The organism is Vibrio sp. S12_S33, assembly GCF_963889785.1.
Taxonomy (GTDB): domain Bacteria; phylum Pseudomonadota; class Gammaproteobacteria; order Enterobacterales; family Vibrionaceae; genus Vibrio; species Vibrio aestuarianus.
Genome location: NZ_CAWPQZ010000027.1, coordinates 14,672 through 36,884, shown reverse-complemented (window position 1 = coordinate 36,884; position 22,213 = coordinate 14,672). Strand labels below are relative to the sequence as shown.

Here is a 22,213-nt window from a genome sequence, read left to right as displayed (position 1 = left end):
ATGTTTGATAATCAATATGATATGCTGTATTTTGTTTTGTGAAATATAAAACAGCAGCGTTTGTATATTTTATCAGGGTTAAGTCGATCATTATTTGTTTAAATTCTGAATCTGGTATAGAGAATTCCATGAAAAAAATTTTGCTCAATTTTTTAGTCTTAAGTTTTGCATTACTGATGACGGCTCAGGCTTCTGCTCAACCTTTAAATGGTTACTGGCAGTATCAAGAGTTTTTGGATCTGAATCCAGAGCAAAAAATTTTAACTAACAAGATGACTGAAACGGTCAGTCATGCTCCGATCCCACTTTCTAAAAAGCAAACCAAGCCAGTTAATATTTCGGTCGTGTACCCTGGACAGCAAGTTTCTGATTATTGGATCCGTAATATCAAAGCATTTGAAATGCGATTAGATGAATTAGGCATTAATTATCAACTTAATCAGGTATTTACGCGCCCTAATGTAGATGTTCGGCAACAAAGTCTTTCTTTGATGGAGGCGATTAAAAATAAGTCCGATTATTTGATTTTCACCCTCGACACCACTCGCCACCGTAAGTTTATTGAGCAAATTCAAAGTGCTAAAAAAACTAAAATCATATTACAAAACATCACCACACCGTTGAAAAGCTGGGCTGATAGACAACCTTTTATGTATGTGGGGTTTGATCATAAAACGGGCGCAATGCAGCTAGCGGATTATTATAAGCAAGCAATACCGGCTCAAGGATCTTATGCTGTGCTTTATTTTTCTGAAGGATATGTAAGTGATGCTCGCGGTGATACGTTTATTCAAGAAATGACCCACGATGATAACTATCAGTTAGTCTCTTCCTTTTATACCAAGGCAACTCGCGAGAGTGCGTTTGATGCCACCATGGCTCTTCTTGAAAAAACACCAAGCATAGACTTTATATACGCTTGTGCTACTGATGTAGCATTAGGAGCTATGGATGCTTTGAAACTTCACCATAGAGAAGATATTAAATTAAACGGTTGGGGTGGGGGATCGGCTGAACTAGAAGCGATACAAAATGGAACGCTTGATGTCACTGTGATGCGTATCAATGATGATACAGGTGTTGCGATGGCTGAAGCCATCAAGTGGGATCTAGAAGGTAAGTCCGTTCCGACAGTATATTCGGGAGGTTTTGAAATGGTCACCCAAGATGTTCCACCTCAGCACATTGAAATGCTCAAACAACGTGCATTTCGTTACTCAGACCGTTAACGGTTGATTTGACGATGAGTTTAAGATCTAGCAGCGTTAAAAAAAAGCAGAAAATAGCCACTCTGATTACCAAGTCGGTTATTGCTGTGATCGGTATATTGACGTTGAGTGTGTTATTTCAAAGCTATCAGATCAGCAGCAATATCATTGCTCAAGAAGTACAGCGAACAGCAATACAAACTTCTAGTTTGATTCAAAATCTGTTTAATTTTCGACTTTCATTGTTACAAATTAATCAAGATAGCAGTGCAAAGAATGCTAATTTAGTGAAAGCCATCCGCCAAGACAGTAATCAATTATTGGATCTCTACTTTCTGGGAGTAGATCAGCTTGAACCTATCAATACTCCAGATATTCGCTTTATTTCGAATGTTGATGAGTTGATATGGGAAGATGGTAACGCTCAATTTTATGGTATAGCACGACTAGATTTAACGAAAATGGCCCGTAAGATTGCGCTCAGTAGCAACTGGCATATGATTAAGTCCGGGTCGATTTATTTGATGGCTAGGCGTTCACCAATTATTGATTTGGTGTCTGGTGAAGTGGTTGGTTTACTGCATATTGCTACTGTGTTGAATAATAATTTCATATTAGCTGAAACATTACGAGATGGCAGTAACTCAGAAAACTTACTCATTACGGCTGGTGAAAATATCTTAGCTTCAACGCTCAACGGCAATGAAATTTACACTGAAAATGATGTGTTCGCTGATAGCATCAACCAAGATGATTTTGAAGAGCTTATCGTTAGTCGCACTAATTTGACGATTGAAGGTGTGCCTATTTATATTGATGTGCTCAGTGTTCAAAGTAATGAAAATGTACTTAAATTACGCGATAATTTCTATTTTTGGATGGTTTTCGCCTTAATTGCAATGGCGTGTATATCGGTGTTAACTCGCTGGTGGCTACACCGACGAGTTAAGAACGAAATCAGTAGTTTGATGATTTACACCCATAAGGCGGCAGAAATCGGTAGTTATGAGCTATTTTCAGGTTCTAAAATTTATGAATTTGATCATTTTGGACGAACGCTAGAGCACACTTTTAAGCTCCTGTCTGAGCAAGAAAAGCAGTTTGAAGATCTGTTCAATTTCTCACTTTCCCCCATTATTGTATGGGACATCGACGCTCAACCGATCAAAATGAATCCGTCTGCACAAAAGCATTTTATGCACCTGAATGAGAGTCAGGAGTGTCTATTTGACGCTTTACAATTGGAATTACAACCTAAAATACGCCAAGCGGCGAAAGAAGAAACTTTTCGTGAAGTGAATGTAGAGGTGGGGAATAAAGTTTTCCGCTGGAATTTGTCGCCAATAGTGTTTGAACAAAAAATTGAATCGATCATTACCCAAGGACAGGATATTACGACCATTGCTGAAGCAGCCAAACAGAGTCGCCTTGCAAGGCAAGAGGCTGAAGAAACGGCCAGAATTCGTGCCGAATTCTTAGCAAAAATGAGTCATGAACTGCGAACGCCATTAAATGGTATTTTAGGGGTATCACAATTACTCAAACGAACCGTTCATAGCCAAGAGCAGCGTGAGCAAGTGGATGTGCTATGCAATAGTGGCGAACATTTACTGGCGGTACTCAATGATATCCTCGATTTTTCTAAAATTGAACAAGGTCAATTTAGGATTCAAGAGGCTGATTTTAAATTGGTTGAAGTGATTTCTGCGGTTGAGAGTATCTACCGTCCACTTTGCGTAGCGAAAAATATCGACTTCAAGATCGAAGGAAATATTGCAGCAGATATGGTTATCCATAGTGATCAGGTGCGTTTAAACCAAATTCTTTTTAACTTATTAAATAATGCAACCAAGTTTACCCATAAAGGCTCTATTTACATCGAGTTTCTTCAAAAGCAAGTCGACGATTTAGATTGTCTGCACATTGCTTTGTCTGATACTGGCATTGGCATTAAAGAACAAGATCTTGAATCAATTTTTGAGCCCTTTATGCAAGCAGAATCGAATACAACTCGTGAATATGGAGGAAGCGGTTTAGGGCTTGCGATAGTGAAGAGCTTGGTTGAGATGTTAGGTGGTTGCATCAGCGTTGAAAGTCAATTTGGTGTGGGGACGCGGTTTTATATTGAGTTGCCACTTACCTTAGGTCATGCCTCCCATGATGCGTTTACTGCTGAAAGCGTACTGCCAAGCAACATGTTTGAAAGTACGATCAAAGTTTTACTTGTTGAAGATAACCATACCAACGCTTTTATTGCCCAAGCTTTTTGCAAGAAATATAAGATGGAAGTGATTTGGGTTGAAGATGGTCTACAAGCAATTGATTATTTGAAGGAGCATAGGGTAGACCTTATTCTCATGGATAACCAACTACCATACTTAGGCGGTGTGGAGACTACACAATTGATTAAGTATGAATTGGGGTTAGATACGCCAGTTTATGCTTGTACTGCCGATGGCATGCCGTCAACTAATGAAGCGTTTCTTAAGGCTGGCGCAGAGTATGTGATCGTCAAACCGATCAAAGAAAAAGCACTACATGCTGCATTTAGTCACTTTCAGCAACAACGGGTTAATTTAAATCGTAACCTGAGAAGTTAAGCCTGCCATAAAAGAGTGTTCGAGCACTTTTTGTTTTAGCTCTGGTGTCATCTCAATTGGTTGTGTGAACTTTACACCAACCAAAAATCCATTCTCGTGAGAGTGAATGTTGATGATTTGACTGGTTAAATCACTAGGTAATAATGGCGTTAAAGCTGACTTCACATTGATGATCATTTCTTTTTCTAAGTCATGAGTTGTTGCGGTAAACAGAGCACACCCCGAAATGGAAAAGTCGACCAATTTTGCCTTTATTTTTCGTTCATTGTCAGTAATCGTAGCAGGAAGCGACAATTTATAACGTTCATGCTCTCGAATTGCTTTGGTCACAAAGTGGTTGGGGAAGCGAATGAAAAATAACCCAATAGGTTTGGACATCGAGCGAATGATTGTCGATTTAAACGCAAGAATATGACCAAACTCAGTGTCACAAATGCCACGAAGGGTGACTTGAACATTGACTATTTTGCGCATTATTAAGTCTTCTTGCACTTTGGTTGGCATATCGAGCAACGCATAGCGATCTCGCTTATATCCAACAACCGAGGTTGAAAAGCTATAAGAATCTTTAGGTCCGAATTCTATATTAGCCATCATTTTCATACCGGGTTTGAGAAGTCGGAGTAACTCAATTAGGTTTGTATCTGGTATCGGCATTGACGTCACGCTTCTACATTGACATATGTTAACTATAACTCGTGATGTATTTCTGAACTACTAAGATCAAGGAAAAAGCTCTTAGAATGTGAGGTTTCTAAGAGCTTGCGTCAAATCATCTGCCTTTTCAGGCACTGATGCGTTTATCATTATCTTGCTGCAAATAAACAAGATAATCTTCGAGCTGTTGAAGTTGTGGTTTGGTTAACGTTAATCCTAACTTACTGCGACGCCAGACGATATCTTCGGCGGTAGCCGCAAATTCGTAGTGGACCAAATAATCGACCTCTTGTTGATAGAGACCTTCACCGAAATCTATACCGAGTTCTGTTGCACTATTAACGCCATCAAGCATCACTTTAACATGGCTACCATAATTGGTGACCCAGCGTTTGATTGTGCTGCTTTCTAGTTGTGGAAACTGTTGTTCAAGATGTTGTCTCAGTTGGGCTGGATAAAAATCTTCCCCGCCGGGGAGTGCTTTATCAGCGGTCCAACTGCCGGACATTTGATTGAAAAATGGTTTTAAATGGCCCATTGCCGATTCGGCTAGCTTACGATAAGTGGTTAGTTTGCCACCAAAAATGGATAGCAGAGGCGCGTTATCAGCAGATTGATCAAGAGACAAAGTATAGTCACGAGTGATCGCTTGTGGTGAGTCAGATTCATCATCACAAAGTGGTCGAACGCCACTAAAGTCAGCAACTATATCTTCTAACTCAATTTGGTGCACAAAGTGCTTGTTGACGACTTCCAATAAGTAGCGCTTTTCTTCGCCATTAATAGCCACCTGACGGGGGTCGCCTTGGTATTCGACATCTGTTGTACCAATCATTGAGTATTGATCAAGATATGGAACGACAAAGACGATCCGCTTGTCTTCATTTTGTAAAATGTAAGCTTGCTCTTCATCGTGTATTTTCGGCACGATGATATGTGAACCTTTAATCAATCGAATGCCATAAGGTGATTTAATATCAATTTTATCATCAATAAACTGCTTTACCCATGGCCCAGTCGCATTGACTAAAGCGTGACTTTGACGCACAAAATGGGTCTGCGTTCTTTCATCAAACAAGCTGACCTGCCACAAGTCACCGACACGTTTGGCTGATTCAACTCGGCAATAATTTCTTACCTCAGAACCGAGTTCACGAGCTTGCATCGCATTTAGCACAACTAAACGTGCATCATCTACCCAGCAGTCTGAGTACTCAAAACCCACTTTCATGTCAGGTTTTGTCACACTGCCAGCTTCCAAGGTTATTTTTTTACTCGCAGGAAGTGATGTTCGTTTGCCCAAATGATCGTAGAGAAACAAGCCAGCGCGAATCATCCATGCTGGCCTTAAAAAAGGACGGTGTGGCAGACGAAAACGCATTGGTCTGGCAATATGCGGTGCTTTACTGAGTAAAACCTCTCGTTCTGCTAAGGCTTCTCCTACAAGGCGAAATTCATAGTGCTCAAGGTATCTCAAGCCACCATGAATGAGTTTTGAACTGGCTGACGATGTTGCGCTGGCAAAGTCTTGTGCTTCATATAAGCCAACTTTCAGTCCACGACCGGCTGCATCAGTCGCAATACCAGCACCGTTGATACCCCCCCCCACAACAATAAGATCAAGCACATCATATTCATTATCATTAGGGTTTGAAACAGAAATGTTGTTCATTGAGCATGCCTTTGTTTTCGTTTTTATTCTTTAATGTTCGTATGAAAACATAAAGTGAGTGTTTTGGTTAGTTTTTTGTGTTTTTATTTTGATCTTGATCATTGTTTGAATTAAATCCGAAATATAAAAAAGGCCCTGCGTAATGGCAGGGCCTGATAAAAATAAGTACTGAAAGCGTGAGGGCGCTAGTTTGTTAGCGAGCGAGTTTGTGGTGCGCGCGTGAGAAATGCCCGGCGCAAAATGCGCCGACAATAGAAAGTTCACCAGCTAAGCAAAGTGCTGCTGCAACTTCTGCTAGCGCTTGTGATTGCCCTGTGCCATGCAGACCGAGAATATCTAAACACGCTTTTTGGCTTGGTAGGCCAGTTCCGCCCCCAACGGTTCCTATCATCAAATTTGGCAGCGTTACGCTAGCATATAAATCGCCATTTTTATCGACTTCCATACGAGTCATGCCCACCGCTGATTCAGCAACACATGCGGCATCTTGCCCACATGCAATATAAAGAGCGGCAAGGGCGTTGGCATAATGAGCGTTAATGCCAATGGTTCCGCTGAGTGCACCACCAACAGTTGTCATTTGACCAAACTGCATCATGGCTTGTGGGGTAGTATGTAGATACTTGTTGATTAAAGATGCTGATAGGTGAATTTCAGCCGTTACTTTTTTACCTCGTACACTGCGCAAAGTTTGGCTATTTGCTTTTTTGTCACCCGATAAATTGCCATCAAGAAACGCATATTCTGGCGCGATAGGTGTTGTGGCTAAAATGGTTTGAAATACGGCATTGGTAGCAATGGTTACCATATTTTGACCAGACGCATCGCCTGTTAAAAATTCAAACACAAGGTAGACATGATTGCCCTCAATATTGACGTTGATATCAGTGAGTTTGCCGTGTGAAGTAGTCGATTCTGCTATTTGCTTAAAATAATCATATTGTGTCACTAGCCATGCGACAAATTGACCAGCTTCAACCAGGTTATAGAAAGCGAAACCGGGAGTTCGAGTTACTCCTTCATTGAGTAACATAGCACTAGCGCCACCAGCTGCGGTGATGAGGTTGGCTCCACGGTTGTAGGAAGCAACCAAAGCGGCTTCTGTTGTGGCTAATGGGACTAGATAATCATCTGTGGCAAACAAGCCATTTACTCGTAATGGGCCTGCAATACCCACCGGAACTTTGACTGTACCAATAAAATGTTCGATATTTTTGCTATAGCACAACATATCTTGTGCTGTTGAAGGGTCAAATAACGCTGATTTGTTCGTTCGCTCATCAAGTACTTGCCAACGGCGATGTACATTTTTCTCGGTAAGATAAGGACTTGGGGTTAATTTCAGTGCCGGACGGGCTATATTTTGCTGAAGTTTTTGCTCTAATTGTTGAGCAGAAACGTCATTACCCAAAACAGATACATAGTCTCGTCGATGCAGATTTAACTTAGGCATTGCGAATCGTCGTAAAGAATTTTCAAGCATTGTACTAATCAAGCGCGTAAACACAACGGCTACTCAATTTCTCTTACAGTTTATTGCTCGGGATGTTAATTTTTTGAGAGAGGTGAAAGCTATACTTGGATGTCTAGCAGAGAACCAATCATATCTTGATCTCGCTGAATGACATTAGTACCAATGCGGTTGTATTGGGTTGCTTGATTTAATTTGACTAAGCTATCTACTTGAGGCGGTTTTTCTGGTGGTCTTGTATATTCGATTTTGTTGAAAGAAAGGGCTTGATCGGCTTTACCAACGGGAGAGATCTCTTTCTCTATATTAATTTCACGCGCCGCTTCATCAGCCATTTTTTCTGACTGATTGAGTATTTGATAACCCGAATGAACTGCTGATATTGCCATAGACTCACCCTCGTTGCTCTTACAAGCATAAGTCTGGTTTGCTATTTTAGCAAGCTGTGCTATTAGTTGCGAAATAAGCTCGAAATGACATTTATCTCTTCATCAGTTAGTAAGATGTCATAACTTTTCTCAAATGAATTTTGGATTTCATTTTGTAATGATCTCAGTTGTTGAGGGTTCAAGTGATGCAACTGTGATTTTAAAGATTCAAACTGTACATGTGTCATAGGGGCTTTCCCCGGGAAAAAATGATTGTCCTTATGGTTGCTATAAGCTTGATTTCCTTTCATTGCACTGCGTCTGTAAGAAATTTCTTAATCTAGGTTATTGGTGGATAGGTGTCTTTTTGTCCGAACAATGTCAGTTTACAACAAGGAAAAAGTAAGAGCGCACTTAACTAGAGGCGCTCTTACTTTTTGTGACAGAGTGTTAGTTGACTCTTACGGCGAATTTACTGGCTAACGAGTGAAGCTCCGGAAGCATACGGTAAATAAGGTGCAATTGTTGGAGTACCATTCTGGCTGAATTTTCGTCTTCTTCGCGCCATTCAGATAATCTTTTTTCTAATCCTGAATCTTCAATATCACTGGTATCACATGCATCACAATGCTCGTACAGTTGCTTATGCAATATTTCTAAATGACGGTGAATAACGCGGTGCGTTTCTAAAACTAATTGATGGGTTATTTTATCTTCAATGCACGTTCGGTGAGCACCGAGTGCTGAAATGTAGCTCAACAGTGCGTGGTTTAAGGTAAGAAAACGGAAACTTTCATCGACAGCGGCTCTATATTTTCCCGGTTCTGCCAGCATATTACTGATGGCTGCTGTTAAGTTTGCATCTTGGTTATGAGCATTTCGGCGGGAAATTCGATAGCTCAAGCTGTCTTTTTTACCGATGCGGTACTGCCCAATGATTTGCCCTAAATACGTTTTGTTGGCATCTATCGCTTCAGCCATCACTTTGTGTAACCGTTTGGATTGCCAGTCTGGCAAAATTATGACGACTGCGGCAACGGCTAATGCACAGCCGATTAACGTATCAGCCAGCCTTGGCAGTACTACCGCGTAACCTTCACCCAATTGATTGAAACAAAACAAAACCAACAGGGTAATGAAACCGGTAGCGTATCCGTAATTATTAAGCCGGAAAGCAAAGAACATCACGCCAGATAAAACGATAAAGACCAATTGACTTTCTTGTGAGGGAAACAAGGTGAGTAGTAACACGCCGATAAATAGGCCAGCCAGCGTCCCGATAATACGAGCAGCGAGTTTTTGACGTGTTGCCGAATAGTTTGGTTGGCAGACAAATAGAGTGGTCAGTAAGATCCAATAGCCTCGCTCAATATTAAAACCTTGGATAATGGCATAGCCAATAGTCAGTGCGATAGACATACGCAAGGCATGGCGAAATAACATCGAATCTTTATTGAAATTAGCTTTTACCCGCAACCACATCGCTTTCAATGTATGCGCTTCAGTATCATCTAGCACGCCCTCTTCTGGCTTGTTTATATCTGGATTACTGACGTTGCTCAGCTGTTTTTCTACTGTTGCTAAGTTATTGAATAGGTAACCTAACTGAGCAAGCAGCATGCGCCAGTCTGAACGTTTTTGCTCTTGCAGGTGATTGAGTGAACTTTGTAATTCGTCCAACGCGATAACGGATTCTGAACGGTGCTGATAGCTGCGACCCAGTTGGATAGATTGGGCAATGTCGCGACATGCAGTAGCTTGGGTTTCCAATAAATATTTAAAACGAAACAGAACGTCTGTTCGCCCGAAATGCTCAGCTAATTCTTGATAGCGGTAGTGGGTCGAGCTGACACGCTCATGGATATCTTGCGCTAAGAAATAGATATTTAGAAAACGGTCGCTAGCGCCATCAATATGCCCACGTTTTGAACGACTTAATAGCGTTGCTTTACATTGGTTTAAAGCGGTGACAGTCGCAGCATTTAGATTCGCTTCGGCAATACGATGCGGCTGTGGAACTAAGTCTGATACTGGATGAAATAGATGACTTTTCGACTCAAGGTAGTTCGCTAGTTGCAAAAATACGTTGGCTAAGCTTTGTTGTACCGGTTGCATTGGCCAAATGATGTGCCAAATCATCGACATAAAATAGTACCAAGCCGCTCCAGTTAATAGCAGCACGGGTTGGAACCAGAGGTTAACGCTTTGATGCGCGCCCAGCATGGTGTAAATAGCAATGAGTAGCGAACCAAATGCAATACTGGCATAACGAGGACCAATAGCTCCGAGAATGATAAAGCCAAAGGTTGAGATAAAAAGCCCAATAGCGAACAAGATTGGTGTATGAAACAAAAATTCGACCGAAAACGCCGCAATCGCAAAACAGATAAAAATCAGTGTTAGTGACTTTATCCTACCAGTGAAACTGTCGTCACTTTCCGCCAATGCCGCTGCAATAACACCAAGCATAAGCGGTGTTATCCAAGTATTTAAGTCGAAATGCCAAGCTGGTATCACCACCCCTAATAGGGTGAGGAGTATAAGAATGCTGTAATTGACAGTTTTGTTCGCCCAATGTAGACGCAATTTGCTTGAGAGCTGCACGGTTATTCAACATATAAAAATAAAAAACTAGTGTAGCAGAAGCTTAAACTAAGACCCTGATCAAAATAAAGAAAAGTGACTACTTGTCGAGAAAAGAAGCATTGCAGTATTGACATTAATTTTTCAATGGCCACAGTGATTGGTATATCATACTTACACCGTCATTAAAGAGCATAAAACAATGCAGCTAAGCGCAAATAAGACTGCACAATACCTAATTCAAAATGAATACCACCAAGTTGAACTAGAGCATGAACTTTTGATCATTGCTTCCAAAGTTAGTGAAGAGCGCATTCCATTTAATGTTTGGAACGGTAAGGTTCGAATTAAACGTGGCTTAGTGTGGGGAACATTACAGTTTTTTGCTCATGAAGAAGAAGATATTCAGCAGTCTTGGCTAGTACAAGGGTTGCCTTGGCCGCAATGTCGTCAGTTTGCTCATACTGCTGTGGCCGCTTATCAAGAGTGGCATCATCATCAGTGTTTACAGTTGAGCCAGTATTTGCCTCGTTGGGAGCTCGAACTTGAACGCCTTAAGCGTTTACCTTCATTTTTGCCCCACTCTTTATTAAATGCATGGATTGCTCAAGTTGAAGGTGATTTCCAGACGATGGGTATGAATCTTACAGAAGCTCACCAGCGCTTACCCGATGCAATTGAAAAGTTATTGCCGTGGTTAACGGAACCGTCAACGTCTATCGCCGAGCGTAACCAACGTTGGTTAGAAACAGAGCGCAAAAATTGGGAAGTGTTATTTTCTCAAGTAGAGCGTTCACCGCTCAATCTTTCCCAACAATATGCAGTGCTGCTTAATGATGATCACAACCTTATTTTAGCAGGCGCAGGTTCAGGTAAAACCAGTGTATTGACGGCACGTGTTGCGTATTTGCTGCAAAGTCACCTTGCTCAAGCTGAAGAGCTACTTTTAGTGGCATTTGGTCGTGATGCTGCAAAGGAAATGGAGCAGAGGATTGATGCTCGTATTGGTATGGCGGCTGAACAGGTGCGTGTTAACACCTTCCATCAACTGGGTTTGAAAATTCTAAATGACGTTGAAGATGGTGATGTTGTTATTTCACCGATTGCTTTAGATAGTAACTTAAAACAAGCGTGGTGCGTTGACTGGTTGAAAAAACATTGGATGACACCCACCAATTTTAAGCGTTGGCAAAAGCATTTATCTAATTGGCCGATTGCTTATTTGGCCGGTGATGATGAACTAGGCAGCCATGTTGAAAATCCGAAGCTGATTACGTGGCTTGAAAAGCAACTTGATCAACTTGCGATGCTTGGCCTTGGGAAAAAAGAGCTACAACAACGTTTGATTGATCACCATGACTATACGCGACTTAACAGCGAGTTTTCATTGTGCTGGCCTTGCTACCAAGCATGGCAACAAATGTTGAAAGAACAGAAGCAGATTGATTTCAATATTATGATCAGCCGTGCGACTGAATATGTTGTAAAAGGCAAATTTAAGTCGGCGTGGAAATTTATCATGGTTGATGAATATCAAGATATTTCGCCGCAACGCATGGCGTTGATCCAAGCTTTGTGTGACCAAAACCCTCAAACATGCAATTTGTTCGCGGTTGGCGATGACTGGCAATCCATCTATCAATTTGCAGGATCTGATGTCGACTTAACCATGGGCTTTACCGAACGGTTCCCACACTCGACTGTTCATAATCTCGATACGACGTATCGTTTTAATGATCAGTTGGGAGCGGTGGCGAATCAATTTATCCAAATGAATCCGAACCAAATTCGCAAAACGCTCAATAGTTTTAAGCAGCAAAAACAAAAGTCGGTATTTATTGCGCCAAGCAGTAATCTTGAAAAAATATTGGAGCAATTAAATCGTCAGGCCAGCCAGACGAAATCGGTGTTGCTGTTAGGACGTAACCACTACCACAAACCTGAATTGCTTAAGGACTGGCAAAACCATTATCGCTCACTTGATATTGAGTTTATGACTTGTCATGCAAGTAAAGGGAAAGAAGCCGATTTTGTTATTATTGTCGGGGTTGATGAAGGCCAGTTTCCAGCTCGCGTCAAAGCGCTGCACATTGATGGAGCTTTAACTCAGTCATCGGATGATTTCCCATATGCAGAGGAACGACGTTTATTTTATGTGGCTTTAACGCGTGCCAAAGAGAAAGTATGGATTACACACAGCGGCAGTGGTTCGATGTTCGTGCGAGAATTGTTATCGGGTGACTATCCTGTTGTGAAGCAGAAATGATCTGCCCCCTATATTTAGGGGGCAGTGTTTACCATTCAACTCAACGTTGCTAACTTAATATTCAGTTACATACGCTCAGCGAGATAGGCCTGATAGTCAGGAATTTCAATATCGACTTCTTGTTCAATTAGCTGTGATGAAAAGAGAAATTTTGCGCTAGCGCGGTTGGTAGCGACAGGAATATTCCACACGCTAGCAATTCGTAATAGCGCTTTGACATCTGGGTCATGCGGAACGGCGTTCAGTGGATCCCAGAAAAAGATCAATATATCAATTTTACCTTCCGAGATAAGCGCACCGATCTGTTGATCGCCGCCCATAGGGCCGCTGATCATGCTTTTGATAGCCAAGCCAGTTTCTTTACTGAGCATACTGCCGGTTGTGCCTGTAGCGTATAAAAAATGGCGTTGCAATTTTTCTTTATTTTCTTTAACCCAGCGAAGTAATTCTGGCTTGCAGTTATCATGAGCAACGAGAGCGACATGTTTATGCGCAGGCATAGTACGAGTCGTGTTTTGCATTGAAGTGTTCCTAATATTTTAAATAAGCACTTTAAATAACTAAATCGCCGCTTTTATTCAATCTCTTTTACGCTAAAAGTTGGCCTGTATTCGGATGGGGATAACGAATCTGCAATTATCTGCTTATTAAGTGAATGTGGTGTTAGCGGCTCAATGATGGGGGCTGAGTTTTTTTGATAAGTTTCATTATTCAAAAAAGCAGCCGCTTGCTGAATCGATAAACGCCCTTGTTGAACCATTTTATCTGTAGGGGAAAACTGTACTCGCCCACGTAATAACCCACGATAAACGCCGTGACTCAAGTAGGTGGAAACTAAGCCAATATTCTCTGTTTTGCCGGTTGTTCTTAATTCGCTAATAGCTGCTTCAATAGCCACTGCACTGCCTACGATGTAATTGATGTCAGGAATATCAATCGCTTGCTGGACTAAGTTGCGTTGTAGCTCTTTATCGTTGTCTGCCCATAAACTTTCGATTACCTCAATATCACTGTCTTTAATGGCACTATAAAACCCTCGCGTTACTGGTTTTGTGCCCCCGCTGACTTTAGGACCAAGCAGAAGTGCTATTTTGGTTGTTCCACTACCTTTAGGGTGTTTATCGGCAAGGTATTTCCCTGCGTAGTAGCCCATCCAATACCAATCGACACCGACTTGCCCCTGCAGTAATTGAGATTGTGTTTTATCCAAAAAAAGGTGATTGACTACAGAAAAGACAGGCGTTGAACCTACATATTGGTTTAGTTCAGAAAAGTATAGATCGGGTGATACGGTACCTAAAATAATCGCATCGGCTCCCCAGCGGACACATAATGACAGTTGCTCTTTTTGGCGTTCATGGTTTGGATAACCGCCAGATTCTAAGACGCGTAAATTCAGTTTCTGCTTTTTAGCTTCATCAACCATGCCATAGTTGACTGACAACCAGTAAGAATCTTTAAGATGCGGGTACAAGGCGCATACTTTGTTTGGTGTATCGGCAATAGCAGAACCGGTAAATAGGGTAAGAAGCACGGCTGCTAGCGAACGTAAAAGACATTTGTATATCAATCGCATTAGGGATTCATTGGCATAACAAGAATAAACACTGCAAAATATAGCCTATTCCGTCTTGCTTAAGAAGTTATGTTTAAGGTTGAGTGTCATGCAATTAGCTAAGGCCAGTATTGGTAGAAAATTAATGTTGTCCTTTTCAGCGATGGCATTACTGGTTTTGATGTCAGCGTTGATTGGCGTATTTGGTTTTTCTTTGGTCGCAAAGACAGAGCGTGATGTAGTAAATAGCGCCATTCCATCAATGTTAGAAGCTCGTCAAGTTTCAGAACTAAGCAGTCGAATTATCGCATCTGTACAGACATTGACCAATGCAAAAACGGAACAAGAACGCAAGCAATCAGGTAAGAAGTTATTCGACCAGTTAGACTCTTTACTCGGTCATATCAAACAATTAGGAGCGGATTCTTTTGATTCAGAACTCCTGACTCGTTTAGAAAGCCATGTGCAAAATGTTATTGATGCGCTGGCGCAACTCGGCATTACCGTTGAGCGCAAATTGTATATTGCGGATGACTTAGATATTCGAGTTGAAGAGATGCGTCAGTTAACGCAGCAACTCGAAGAACTAACGCGCACACAAGTGTTGAACACGAGTACCATTGCGGTAGCCAATATCACACATATTTATGACCTATTGCAGGCAAATAAAACACAGCAAGTTTATCAAGCGCTTGATGCATTGGTTGAGGTTGATTTAGATCTTTCTGAACGGTTGCACGAGTTGCATCTACTTGCCTTTAAGATGTTGAATCATATCGAAGAAATACGTACCGCCACTAACGTGGAACGTATTGAGCAAATCCAGAGCGAGTTCTTACACAACCTTTCTATTATGCAAAGGCGTGTTCAAGTAGTGGAAGATCCAACCCGCTCAAAACAAATGCTCGCTCTGGTTAACGATCTACAAAAGCGCACTGTAGTCTTTGATGTTTTACAGCAGCGTTACCAGAATGAGCAAGCGGCTTTAACTCTGATGCAAAACACTTTGCGGCAGTTATCTGAATTAAATACCACCGTTAACCGCTTAGTGGATGACTCCAACCAAACGACCACCAATGCTGTTGAGGCTCTGTCGAGTACCTTAAATTTGGCTCAATTAAGCCTAACTATTTTGACGTTGATCGGTTTTTTAGTGGCGGTCTTGATCATGTGGAAAGTCGTTTATCTTTCGGTAGTTAAGCGCTTAGCGCAATACTCTTCAGCGTTGCTTTCTATTGCTCAAGGTCAGTTACAAGTTGAGTTGACTGTGGAAGGTAGTGATGAGCTTGCGCAAATGGGTAAGGCTATTATCACCGCAAGAAACACAGCCAATGCGCTAAAAGAAGTTGCACAAGCGGAAGTGAAAGCCAAACGAGAGTTACAAGAGCACAAAGAACACCTAGAAGAGGTAGTGACTGAGCGCACCCAACAATTACAGCAAGCGAATGTTAAGTTGAATGCAGAAGTGTTGAACCACGCTAAAGCTCGTAACCAAGCAGAGCAGGCCAACCGTGCGAAATCGGCTTTTCTTGCTACGATGAGTCATGAAATTCGCACGCCGATGAACGGTGTATTAGGGACAGCTCGTTTACTCCAAGATACTCCATTGACCAGCCAGCAAAGTCATTATGTAGATGTCATCAACCGTAGTGGTAGCACATTACTGGCTATTTTGAACGATGTATTAGACTACTCAAAAATTGAGGCAGGGTACTTGGAAATTCGCCCCACTAATTTTAATTTGCATCGTATGGTCGAAGATATTTATCAACTGATGGAAGGGCGCGCGCAACAAAAAATACTTGAATTTACCAAGCAGATTGAAAGCGAGGTTACGTCTTTCTGGTTTGGTGACGTGACTCGTTTAAGTCAAGTTTTGACCAATTTAGTCGGTAATGCCATCAAATTCACCGATCAAGGTTATGTCGATATTTACGTTAGTATTGATGCTGATAACTCTGAAAAGGTGATATTCGAAGTGGCTGATTCAGGGATAGGGATTCGTGAAGATGAACAAGAAAACCTGTTCGAAGCGTTTACTCAAGCTACGGGTGGTGTTGGCCATAAAGGGGGAACTGGGTTGGGTCTAGCGATCAGCAAACGGATCGTAGATGCGATGGGCGGCGAGCTACATATGGAATCCGAACTGGGTAAAGGCAGCCGATTTTGGTTTTCTGTACCACTAAAACATGGAGAAGCGATAACTATTCAGCCAACTCAGTTAACCTCATCTGTGCACGCTAAAGTGTTATTAGTAGAAGATAATCCGGTAAACAGCATGGTTGCTGAAGGTTTCTTGGTACATATGGGGCATGAGGTGCTAACTGCCAAAGATGGCGCTGAAGCGCAAGTATTGTTTGCACAACAACAGTTTGATATCGCATTACTTGATATCAATTTACCCGATTGCAATGGGGTTGATCTTTTGGCGCAATTGAAATGTTTCGAAGTCAATCGAGCAGAGCACAAATCAACTCCGATGATCGCAGTATCTGCTCATGTTTTTAACGAAGAGGTCGAGCAATATTTGACAGCAGGTTTTGATGGCTATCTTCCTAAGCCGATCGTAAAAGAAGATCTTGAGCAGATAATCCAACGTAGTCTTGAAGGCAAACCGTTACCACTCACTCAAGATTCAAATCCATCAAACCATGTTGAAGCTAAATGCACTGTGATTGATAACCGTATTGTGTTGGCTGACATTGATGTTCTTGGCCATGATAAGATGCAACAGATCGTGGAGTTGTTCGCCAGCAGTGCCAGTGAGGCGTTGCTAGAGTTACAGCATCACGCGGACAATGGCGAGCAAATTAAGTTGATCGTACACAAACTTAAGGGCTCTGCCGGTAGCTTGGGTTTAGATGCTTTGTTTGATGTGTGCCTTGAGATAGAAAAAAATAGTGCCCCAGAAAAAGTTTACCAAATGCAGCGAGTAAAGTTAGAAAAGGCAGTGGCGTTGTCAGTGCAAGCGCTTAGGGATTTTTTAAATTAAACGCTAGGCGGTTAAACTAGCGAGTACGGATAGCGTAATTAACCCTTGTGCGGTGTAATACGTTACCATGACTACATGTCGAGAGAAATGAGAAGCAGAGCGAAACCTATCAATGGCAAGTACTAAGTCAGACATCATAAACATTAATGCTCCAACCAAAGCCAATAGCCCCGCCGATGAGCGATAAGCCACCCAAAACTCGGCCGCTGATGCAGTCATAGCCACAATTACAACAATGTAGAGAGCGACTGGAATGATCATCGCACCTAAACTGGGTAGTAGCAGCAAAAATACCAATACACCAACCGCTAGGAATCCTGCGGGTATCCACCAAGTGATGGACTCTATCGTTTGAAAAAAGCCGATGCTATAGGCAATGTGCGCAAACAAAAAACAGCTTAATCCAGCAACAAACTTATCTTTGGGGTGCATCAGAAAAGCGTCACCCATCGCTGAAAGAAGTAGTCCCACAAGTACCCATAAACCGAATGAATTATTCATAGCATGAAAGGAAGCGTCACTGATACCAGCAAGATACAGTGACGTGGCCATTAGTAGTACTGGTAGTGGTTTGCTAATATAAAACAACCACTTAGGGCCACGGCTGATAGAAAATAAATGAATAGTACAAATAACGATGATGCTTGACCACATAGGTTTTCCATAGGTTTTCTACAAACAAAAAAGCAGCGCCTATCAGCGCTGCTCGGATTGTAACAGAATATTTTTTATGAAATCTTATTTATGAGCCAAACGGATCGAATTAGATGATAGCCTGCTCTAATATTTCACGAGATCTTTCAATGGTAATTGATTGCTGCTCACCTAATACGACCATACCATGAGCTTCTAGTTGTGCAATGACTGCGTTGACCGCTTCTTGTTTGCTGCTGCTGTGGTCAGCAAATTGAGTGGCAACATTTAAGCTATGGTAAAAGGCTTCGATAGCGTCAATTGTACGTAGTGCTAGATCTTCGCCTGCTGGTAGAGCAAATACATTTTTGCCCATTTGCTCTAATTTAGCCCGTTTGTTTTCAAGCTGATTACGCAACAAAGAGGGTTGCACAATAGCCAAAGAACGCGCGTGGTCTACATGCCACAAAGCAGTAAATTCATGACCAATCATATGCGTAGCCCAATCTTGAGGAACACCACTACCAATCAACCCATTCAGAGCTTGGTTTGCTGTCCACATTAGGTTCGCTCGCCACTGGTCATTGTCTCTTTCTGCGTATTGCTGGCCAAGTACCAACAGGTTTTTAAGGAGCGTTTCAGCATAGCCGTCTTGAACCATCGCATTGGTTGGTAGAGTAAGGTACTGCTCGCAAACGTGTACCCAAGCGTCTACCAAGCCATTGATCAACTGGCGTTCAGGTAATGACTTCATGACATCTGGGTCAAGTACGGCAAACTTCGGTTGAACCGCTGGTGCCATGAATGCTAGTTTGTCTTGTGTTTCAGCTTTAGTGATTACTGCGCCCATGTTCGATTCAGAGCCTGTCGCAGGCAAAGTCAAGATTGCACCAATAGGTGTTGCTTCAACTACTTGGTGTTTGCCGAGCATAATATCCCAACCATCACCATCGTATTTGGCGGCCGCTGCAACGTATTTTGAGCCATCAATCACGGAACCACCACCAACGGCAAGAATAAAATCAATGCCTTGCTGTTTCACTACCGCAACGGCTTTGTCGAGTGTTTCCTTGGTTGGGTTTGGCTCTACACCGGCAAACTCAACCCAGTTATGATGCGCTAGTGCACTGACGACTTGATCATAAACACCATTGTTTTTGATTGAGCCACCGCCATAAATAACCAAGGTTTTTTTGTCTGTAGGGATTGCACTGCTGATCGCTGCAATTTGTTCTTGGCCGAAATAAATTTGAGTAGGGTTAACATAAGTAAATTTCATTATTCTCACCTTTTTGCTTCTAAAAATGGAGGAAAACCTCCAAGGCAGTGTTTTACAATGTGCATATTAGTACTTGATTGACATTGAATATAGGCCAATTTCTCGAAATAAATTGCCTAATTCTATTTGGTTTGTATCCTTTAGCCATATTGTCTCTTTAGGAGGTGTCATGAGCGAACTTGCGCAACTGATGCAACGATACGTAGAAAAACAGTCTTTAGATCAATTGGAGGGAATTCATCAGACGGTCATCGCTGATGTGTGGTTTTATCGCAGCAGCCAGGGTAACCAACGGCAGCCGTTTGTTTATCAGTCCGGCATTATTCTTTTAGGCCAAGGGCATAAACAGATCCATATTGGAGGTAACCCCGTCCACTATGGGCCGAATGACTATTTGGTTGTAGGCGTTCCATTGCCACTAGAATGTGAAGCTTTTGCCACAGAAAACGAACCGTTACTGGGTTTAACCATCAATATTGACCATTCGATGTTACTCAAACAGGTAAGTAAACTTGAAGAGTCGGGTTTTTATCGAAACTGCAGCGATAAAACATCGAAATGTGGTCTTAAATCGGTAGAAATGAACAAAGAAATGCTGGCGAGCACTATTCGCTTAATGTCCGCACTGGTGAATGATCTGGAAGCAAAAGTATTGGGAGAGGCGATACTTGAAGAGATCGTATTTCGTGCCCTAACCAGCAGTGAAGGGCATGTGTTGTTTGATCTCGCTCATCAAGAAGGTCATTACGCACGTGTAGCGAAAGCACTGAGCAAAGTCCATCAAGAGTATGATCAATCAATTACCGTGCAGCGATTGGCTGAAGAGGCCAATATGAGCGTTTCTGCATTCCATCAAGCTTTTAGATCCGTCACTTTAGAGTCTCCCTTACAATATTTGAAGAAAGTACGACTCAATAAAGCCAAAGAGCTTATTCATGTGGAAGGCAAAAGGGTTAATGATGCCGCACGTATGGTTGGTTACACCAGTGCATCACAATTTAGTCGAGAATATAAAAGACACTTCAACGAAACGCCAAGGGGAGTTCAGCGATAAAAGAGGAAAGATAAAACATAAGGTTTACTCTTTTATTATTACGAGCACTGCGACATTATTCCCAAAGCAGTGACGATAGCAACGAATCGTCATTGTTCCTCCTAAAGAACGCTAGTCACGTTCTGCCTACAAGCCCTTATTTGAATCAATCTATGCTGAATTCAATAGGGGCTTTGTTTTTCATCATATTGATCAGAATTCATCCACTAAAAAAGCCGTTATGTGCTAAACCTAAAGAGTAGACAAATCGTCATTCAAGGGAATTAGGCAATGGATCTTTTTGCAGATTATCAACAAGAACATGGACATGAGCATAAAGGTTCGTATGAGCCGAAAGTTGAAATTAAGCCATGGTATGTACTGCTTGTGGATGATGATGAGCAGATGCACCAAATTACCCGTTTGGCACTAAACGGTTTTACATTTCAAGGCCGACCTCTTGATCTCATATCCGCAATGTCAGGCACTGAGGCTCAAGAGAAACTGAGAGAAAACGACGATATAGCTTTAGCATTAGTCGATGTTGTCATGGAAACGGAACATGCTGGTCTGGAATTAGTAAAATATATTCGTGAAGAGTGTAATAACAAGATGATTCGCTTAGTGCTTCGTACAGGACAGGCGGGTCAAGCACCTGAAGATACTGTTATCCAAGAGTACGAAATTGATGATTATAAAGAGAAGACCGAACTCACGACGCAGAAGCTTAGAACGCTGCTGTATTCCATGCTTCGTGCTTATCGTGATTTATGTTTGATTAAAGAACAAAAAGAAGGCTTGAGCCGTGTCATTCAAGCTTCTGCCAATGTGCAAAATACCACTACATTGAAAACTTATGCTGAGTCAGTGCTCGGGCAACTAACTTCACTTCTTAAACTGCATTCGTCAGCTTTTTACTGCATTGTTCAGCCTAGGCCTGAAGGGGAGGAGTGCCGAGCGCTGACATTAGCGGCTACTGGCGACTATATTGATTTTTATTCTGAGTGCAACCTCGGGCGTTTACCCGACCAAGTTGCGACTCGTTGTCGGTATGTATTGAATTCCCAGCAATCACAAGATTTTGGTGATGCTTCCGTTTTATTCACAACGGATGATCGTGGCGTAGATAACTTACTGTACATTAATATTGAAGATGATTTGTGTGAGCTTGATAAACAGTTACTGAAGATCTACATGCACAACATCGGACTGACCTTTGAAAAATTAAACTTGTTAGTCGACCTGCGGGAAACCTCAAAAGAGCTAGTGTATAACTTAGCCAATGCGGTTGAAGCGCGGAGTAGAGAAACCGGTGCACATGTACAGCGAGTTTCTCTGATCAGTGAAAAACTAGCTGTATTGTATGGTTTACCGGAGCAAGAGGTAGATATGCTCAAGAGTGCCTCACCGCTACACGATATCGGTAAAGTTGCCATTCCAGACAGTATATTGCATAAACCAGGCAAGTTAGACGCGCAAGAGTGGGAGATTATGCAAAAGCACGTTGAATATGGAGTGGAAATTTTAAGTCGCTCCAAGCGTCGCCTGATTGCCGTCGCAAAAGAAATTGCTGCTACTCATCATGAAAAGTGGGATGGAACGGGTTATCCCCACCAATTGATCGGTAATCGGATACCGATCAGCGGTCGTATAACTGCATTAGCCGATGTATTTGATGCGTTGGGTTCTAAGCGAAGTTACAAAGAACCGTGGACAGATGATGCCATTATGCAAGAAATTGTTGCCCAAAAAGGAAAACATTTTGACCCAGACTTAGTTGATTTAATGATAGAGCATTGGGGTGACTTTATCACCATTCGTAATCAACTACCCGATTAATCATTTGTTTCGAGTTAAACTTTGTTTATCAATATTGCATCACCGCCAATGGCGGTG

General features: G+C 41.9%; 15 protein-coding genes. 6 read left to right on the top strand and 9 right to left on the bottom strand.

Going from position 1 to position 22,213, the window contains the following annotated elements:
• Positions 1 to 128 precede the first annotated feature (128 nt).
• Complete coding sequence (locus AACW06_RS12840; protein WP_192075356.1) at positions 129 to 1,229, top strand: autoinducer 2-binding periplasmic protein LuxP; 1,101 nt, start codon at positions 129 to 131, stop codon at positions 1,227 to 1,229.
• A 14-nt stretch (positions 1,230 to 1,243) separates the two neighbouring features.
• The gene (luxQ, locus tag AACW06_RS12835; protein WP_192075355.1) at positions 1,244 to 3,808 is read left to right on the top strand and encodes a quorum-sensing autoinducer 2 sensor kinase/phosphatase LuxQ; all 2,565 of its coding nucleotides are present in this window, start codon (positions 1,244 to 1,246) and stop codon (positions 3,806 to 3,808) included.
• Here the strand turns inward: luxQ and AACW06_RS12830 are convergent.
• The 5 genes from AACW06_RS12830 to yccS all read right to left on the bottom strand — a co-directional run bounded on the left by AACW06_RS12830 (position 3,785) and on the right by yccS (position 10,580).
• Entirely contained in the window at positions 3,785 to 4,465 is a 681-nt protein-coding gene (locus AACW06_RS12830) for a PilZ domain-containing protein (RefSeq protein ID WP_192075354.1), read from the bottom strand. The genes luxQ and AACW06_RS12830 overlap by 24 nt on opposite strands.
• Positions 4,466 to 4,592: 127 nt before the next feature.
• On the bottom strand, positions 4,593 to 6,128 hold the full coding sequence (gene glpD, locus AACW06_RS12825; RefSeq protein WP_443263424.1) for a glycerol-3-phosphate dehydrogenase: 1,536 nt from the start codon (positions 6,126 to 6,128) through the stop codon (positions 4,593 to 4,595).
• A gap of 202 nt (positions 6,129 to 6,330) precedes the next feature.
• A complete protein-coding gene (locus AACW06_RS12820) occupies positions 6,331 to 7,590 on the bottom strand; it encodes a hydroxymethylglutaryl-CoA reductase (protein WP_192075352.1) in 1,260 nt (419 codons plus the stop codon).
• 119 nt (positions 7,591 to 7,709) lie between these two features.
• Positions 7,710 to 7,997 (bottom strand): hypothetical protein, encoded by a 288-nt coding sequence (locus AACW06_RS12815; RefSeq protein ID WP_192075351.1) that lies wholly within the window; start codon positions 7,995 to 7,997, stop codon positions 7,710 to 7,712.
• Between the two features lie 429 nt (positions 7,998 to 8,426).
• Complete coding sequence (yccS, locus tag AACW06_RS12810) at positions 8,427 to 10,580, bottom strand: YccS family putative transporter (protein ID WP_192075350.1); 2,154 nt, start codon at positions 10,578 to 10,580, stop codon at positions 8,427 to 8,429.
• 181 nt (positions 10,581 to 10,761) lie between these two features.
• Between yccS and helD the strand changes: the two genes are divergently transcribed.
• Complete coding sequence (gene helD, locus AACW06_RS12805; protein WP_192075349.1) at positions 10,762 to 12,825, top strand: DNA helicase IV; 2,064 nt, start codon at positions 10,762 to 10,764, stop codon at positions 12,823 to 12,825.
• 65 nt (positions 12,826 to 12,890) lie between these two features.
• Here helD and AACW06_RS12800 read toward each other — a convergent pair whose 3' ends face one another.
• Positions 12,891 to 13,346, bottom strand: a complete 456-nt coding sequence (locus AACW06_RS12800) for a methylglyoxal synthase (protein WP_053310561.1) — start codon at positions 13,344 to 13,346, stop codon at positions 12,891 to 12,893.
• A 53-nt stretch (positions 13,347 to 13,399) separates the two neighbouring features.
• Positions 13,400 to 14,401: a TMAO reductase system periplasmic protein TorT gene (torT, locus tag AACW06_RS12795; RefSeq protein ID WP_192075348.1), complete on the bottom strand. Its 1,002-nt coding sequence runs from the start codon at positions 14,399 to 14,401 to the stop codon at positions 13,400 to 13,402.
• Between the two features lie 88 nt (positions 14,402 to 14,489).
• Between torT and torS the strand changes: the two genes are divergently transcribed.
• Entirely contained in the window at positions 14,490 to 17,372 is a 2,883-nt protein-coding gene (gene torS / locus AACW06_RS12790) for a TMAO reductase system sensor histidine kinase/response regulator TorS (RefSeq protein ID WP_192075347.1), read from the top strand.
• Positions 17,373 to 17,375: 3 nt separating this feature from the next.
• On the opposite strand, the gene AACW06_RS12785 is transcribed toward torS, so the two are convergent.
• Positions 17,376 to 18,026: a lysoplasmalogenase gene (locus tag AACW06_RS12785; protein WP_192075346.1), complete on the bottom strand. Its 651-nt coding sequence runs from the start codon at positions 18,024 to 18,026 to the stop codon at positions 17,376 to 17,378.
• 109 nt (positions 18,027 to 18,135) lie between these two features.
• On the bottom strand, positions 18,136 to 19,284 hold the full coding sequence (locus tag AACW06_RS12780; RefSeq protein ID WP_192075345.1) for an iron-containing alcohol dehydrogenase: 1,149 nt from the start codon (positions 19,282 to 19,284) through the stop codon (positions 18,136 to 18,138).
• Between the two features lie 169 nt (positions 19,285 to 19,453).
• Between AACW06_RS12780 and AACW06_RS12775 the strand changes: the two genes are divergently transcribed.
• Positions 19,454 to 20,338: an AraC family transcriptional regulator gene (locus AACW06_RS12775; protein WP_192075344.1), complete on the top strand. Its 885-nt coding sequence runs from the start codon at positions 19,454 to 19,456 to the stop codon at positions 20,336 to 20,338.
• Between the two features lie 270 nt (positions 20,339 to 20,608).
• A complete protein-coding gene (locus AACW06_RS12770; protein WP_192075343.1) occupies positions 20,609 to 22,156 on the top strand; it encodes a DUF3369 domain-containing protein in 1,548 nt (515 codons plus the stop codon).
• Positions 22,157 to 22,213: the final 57 nt, after the last annotated feature.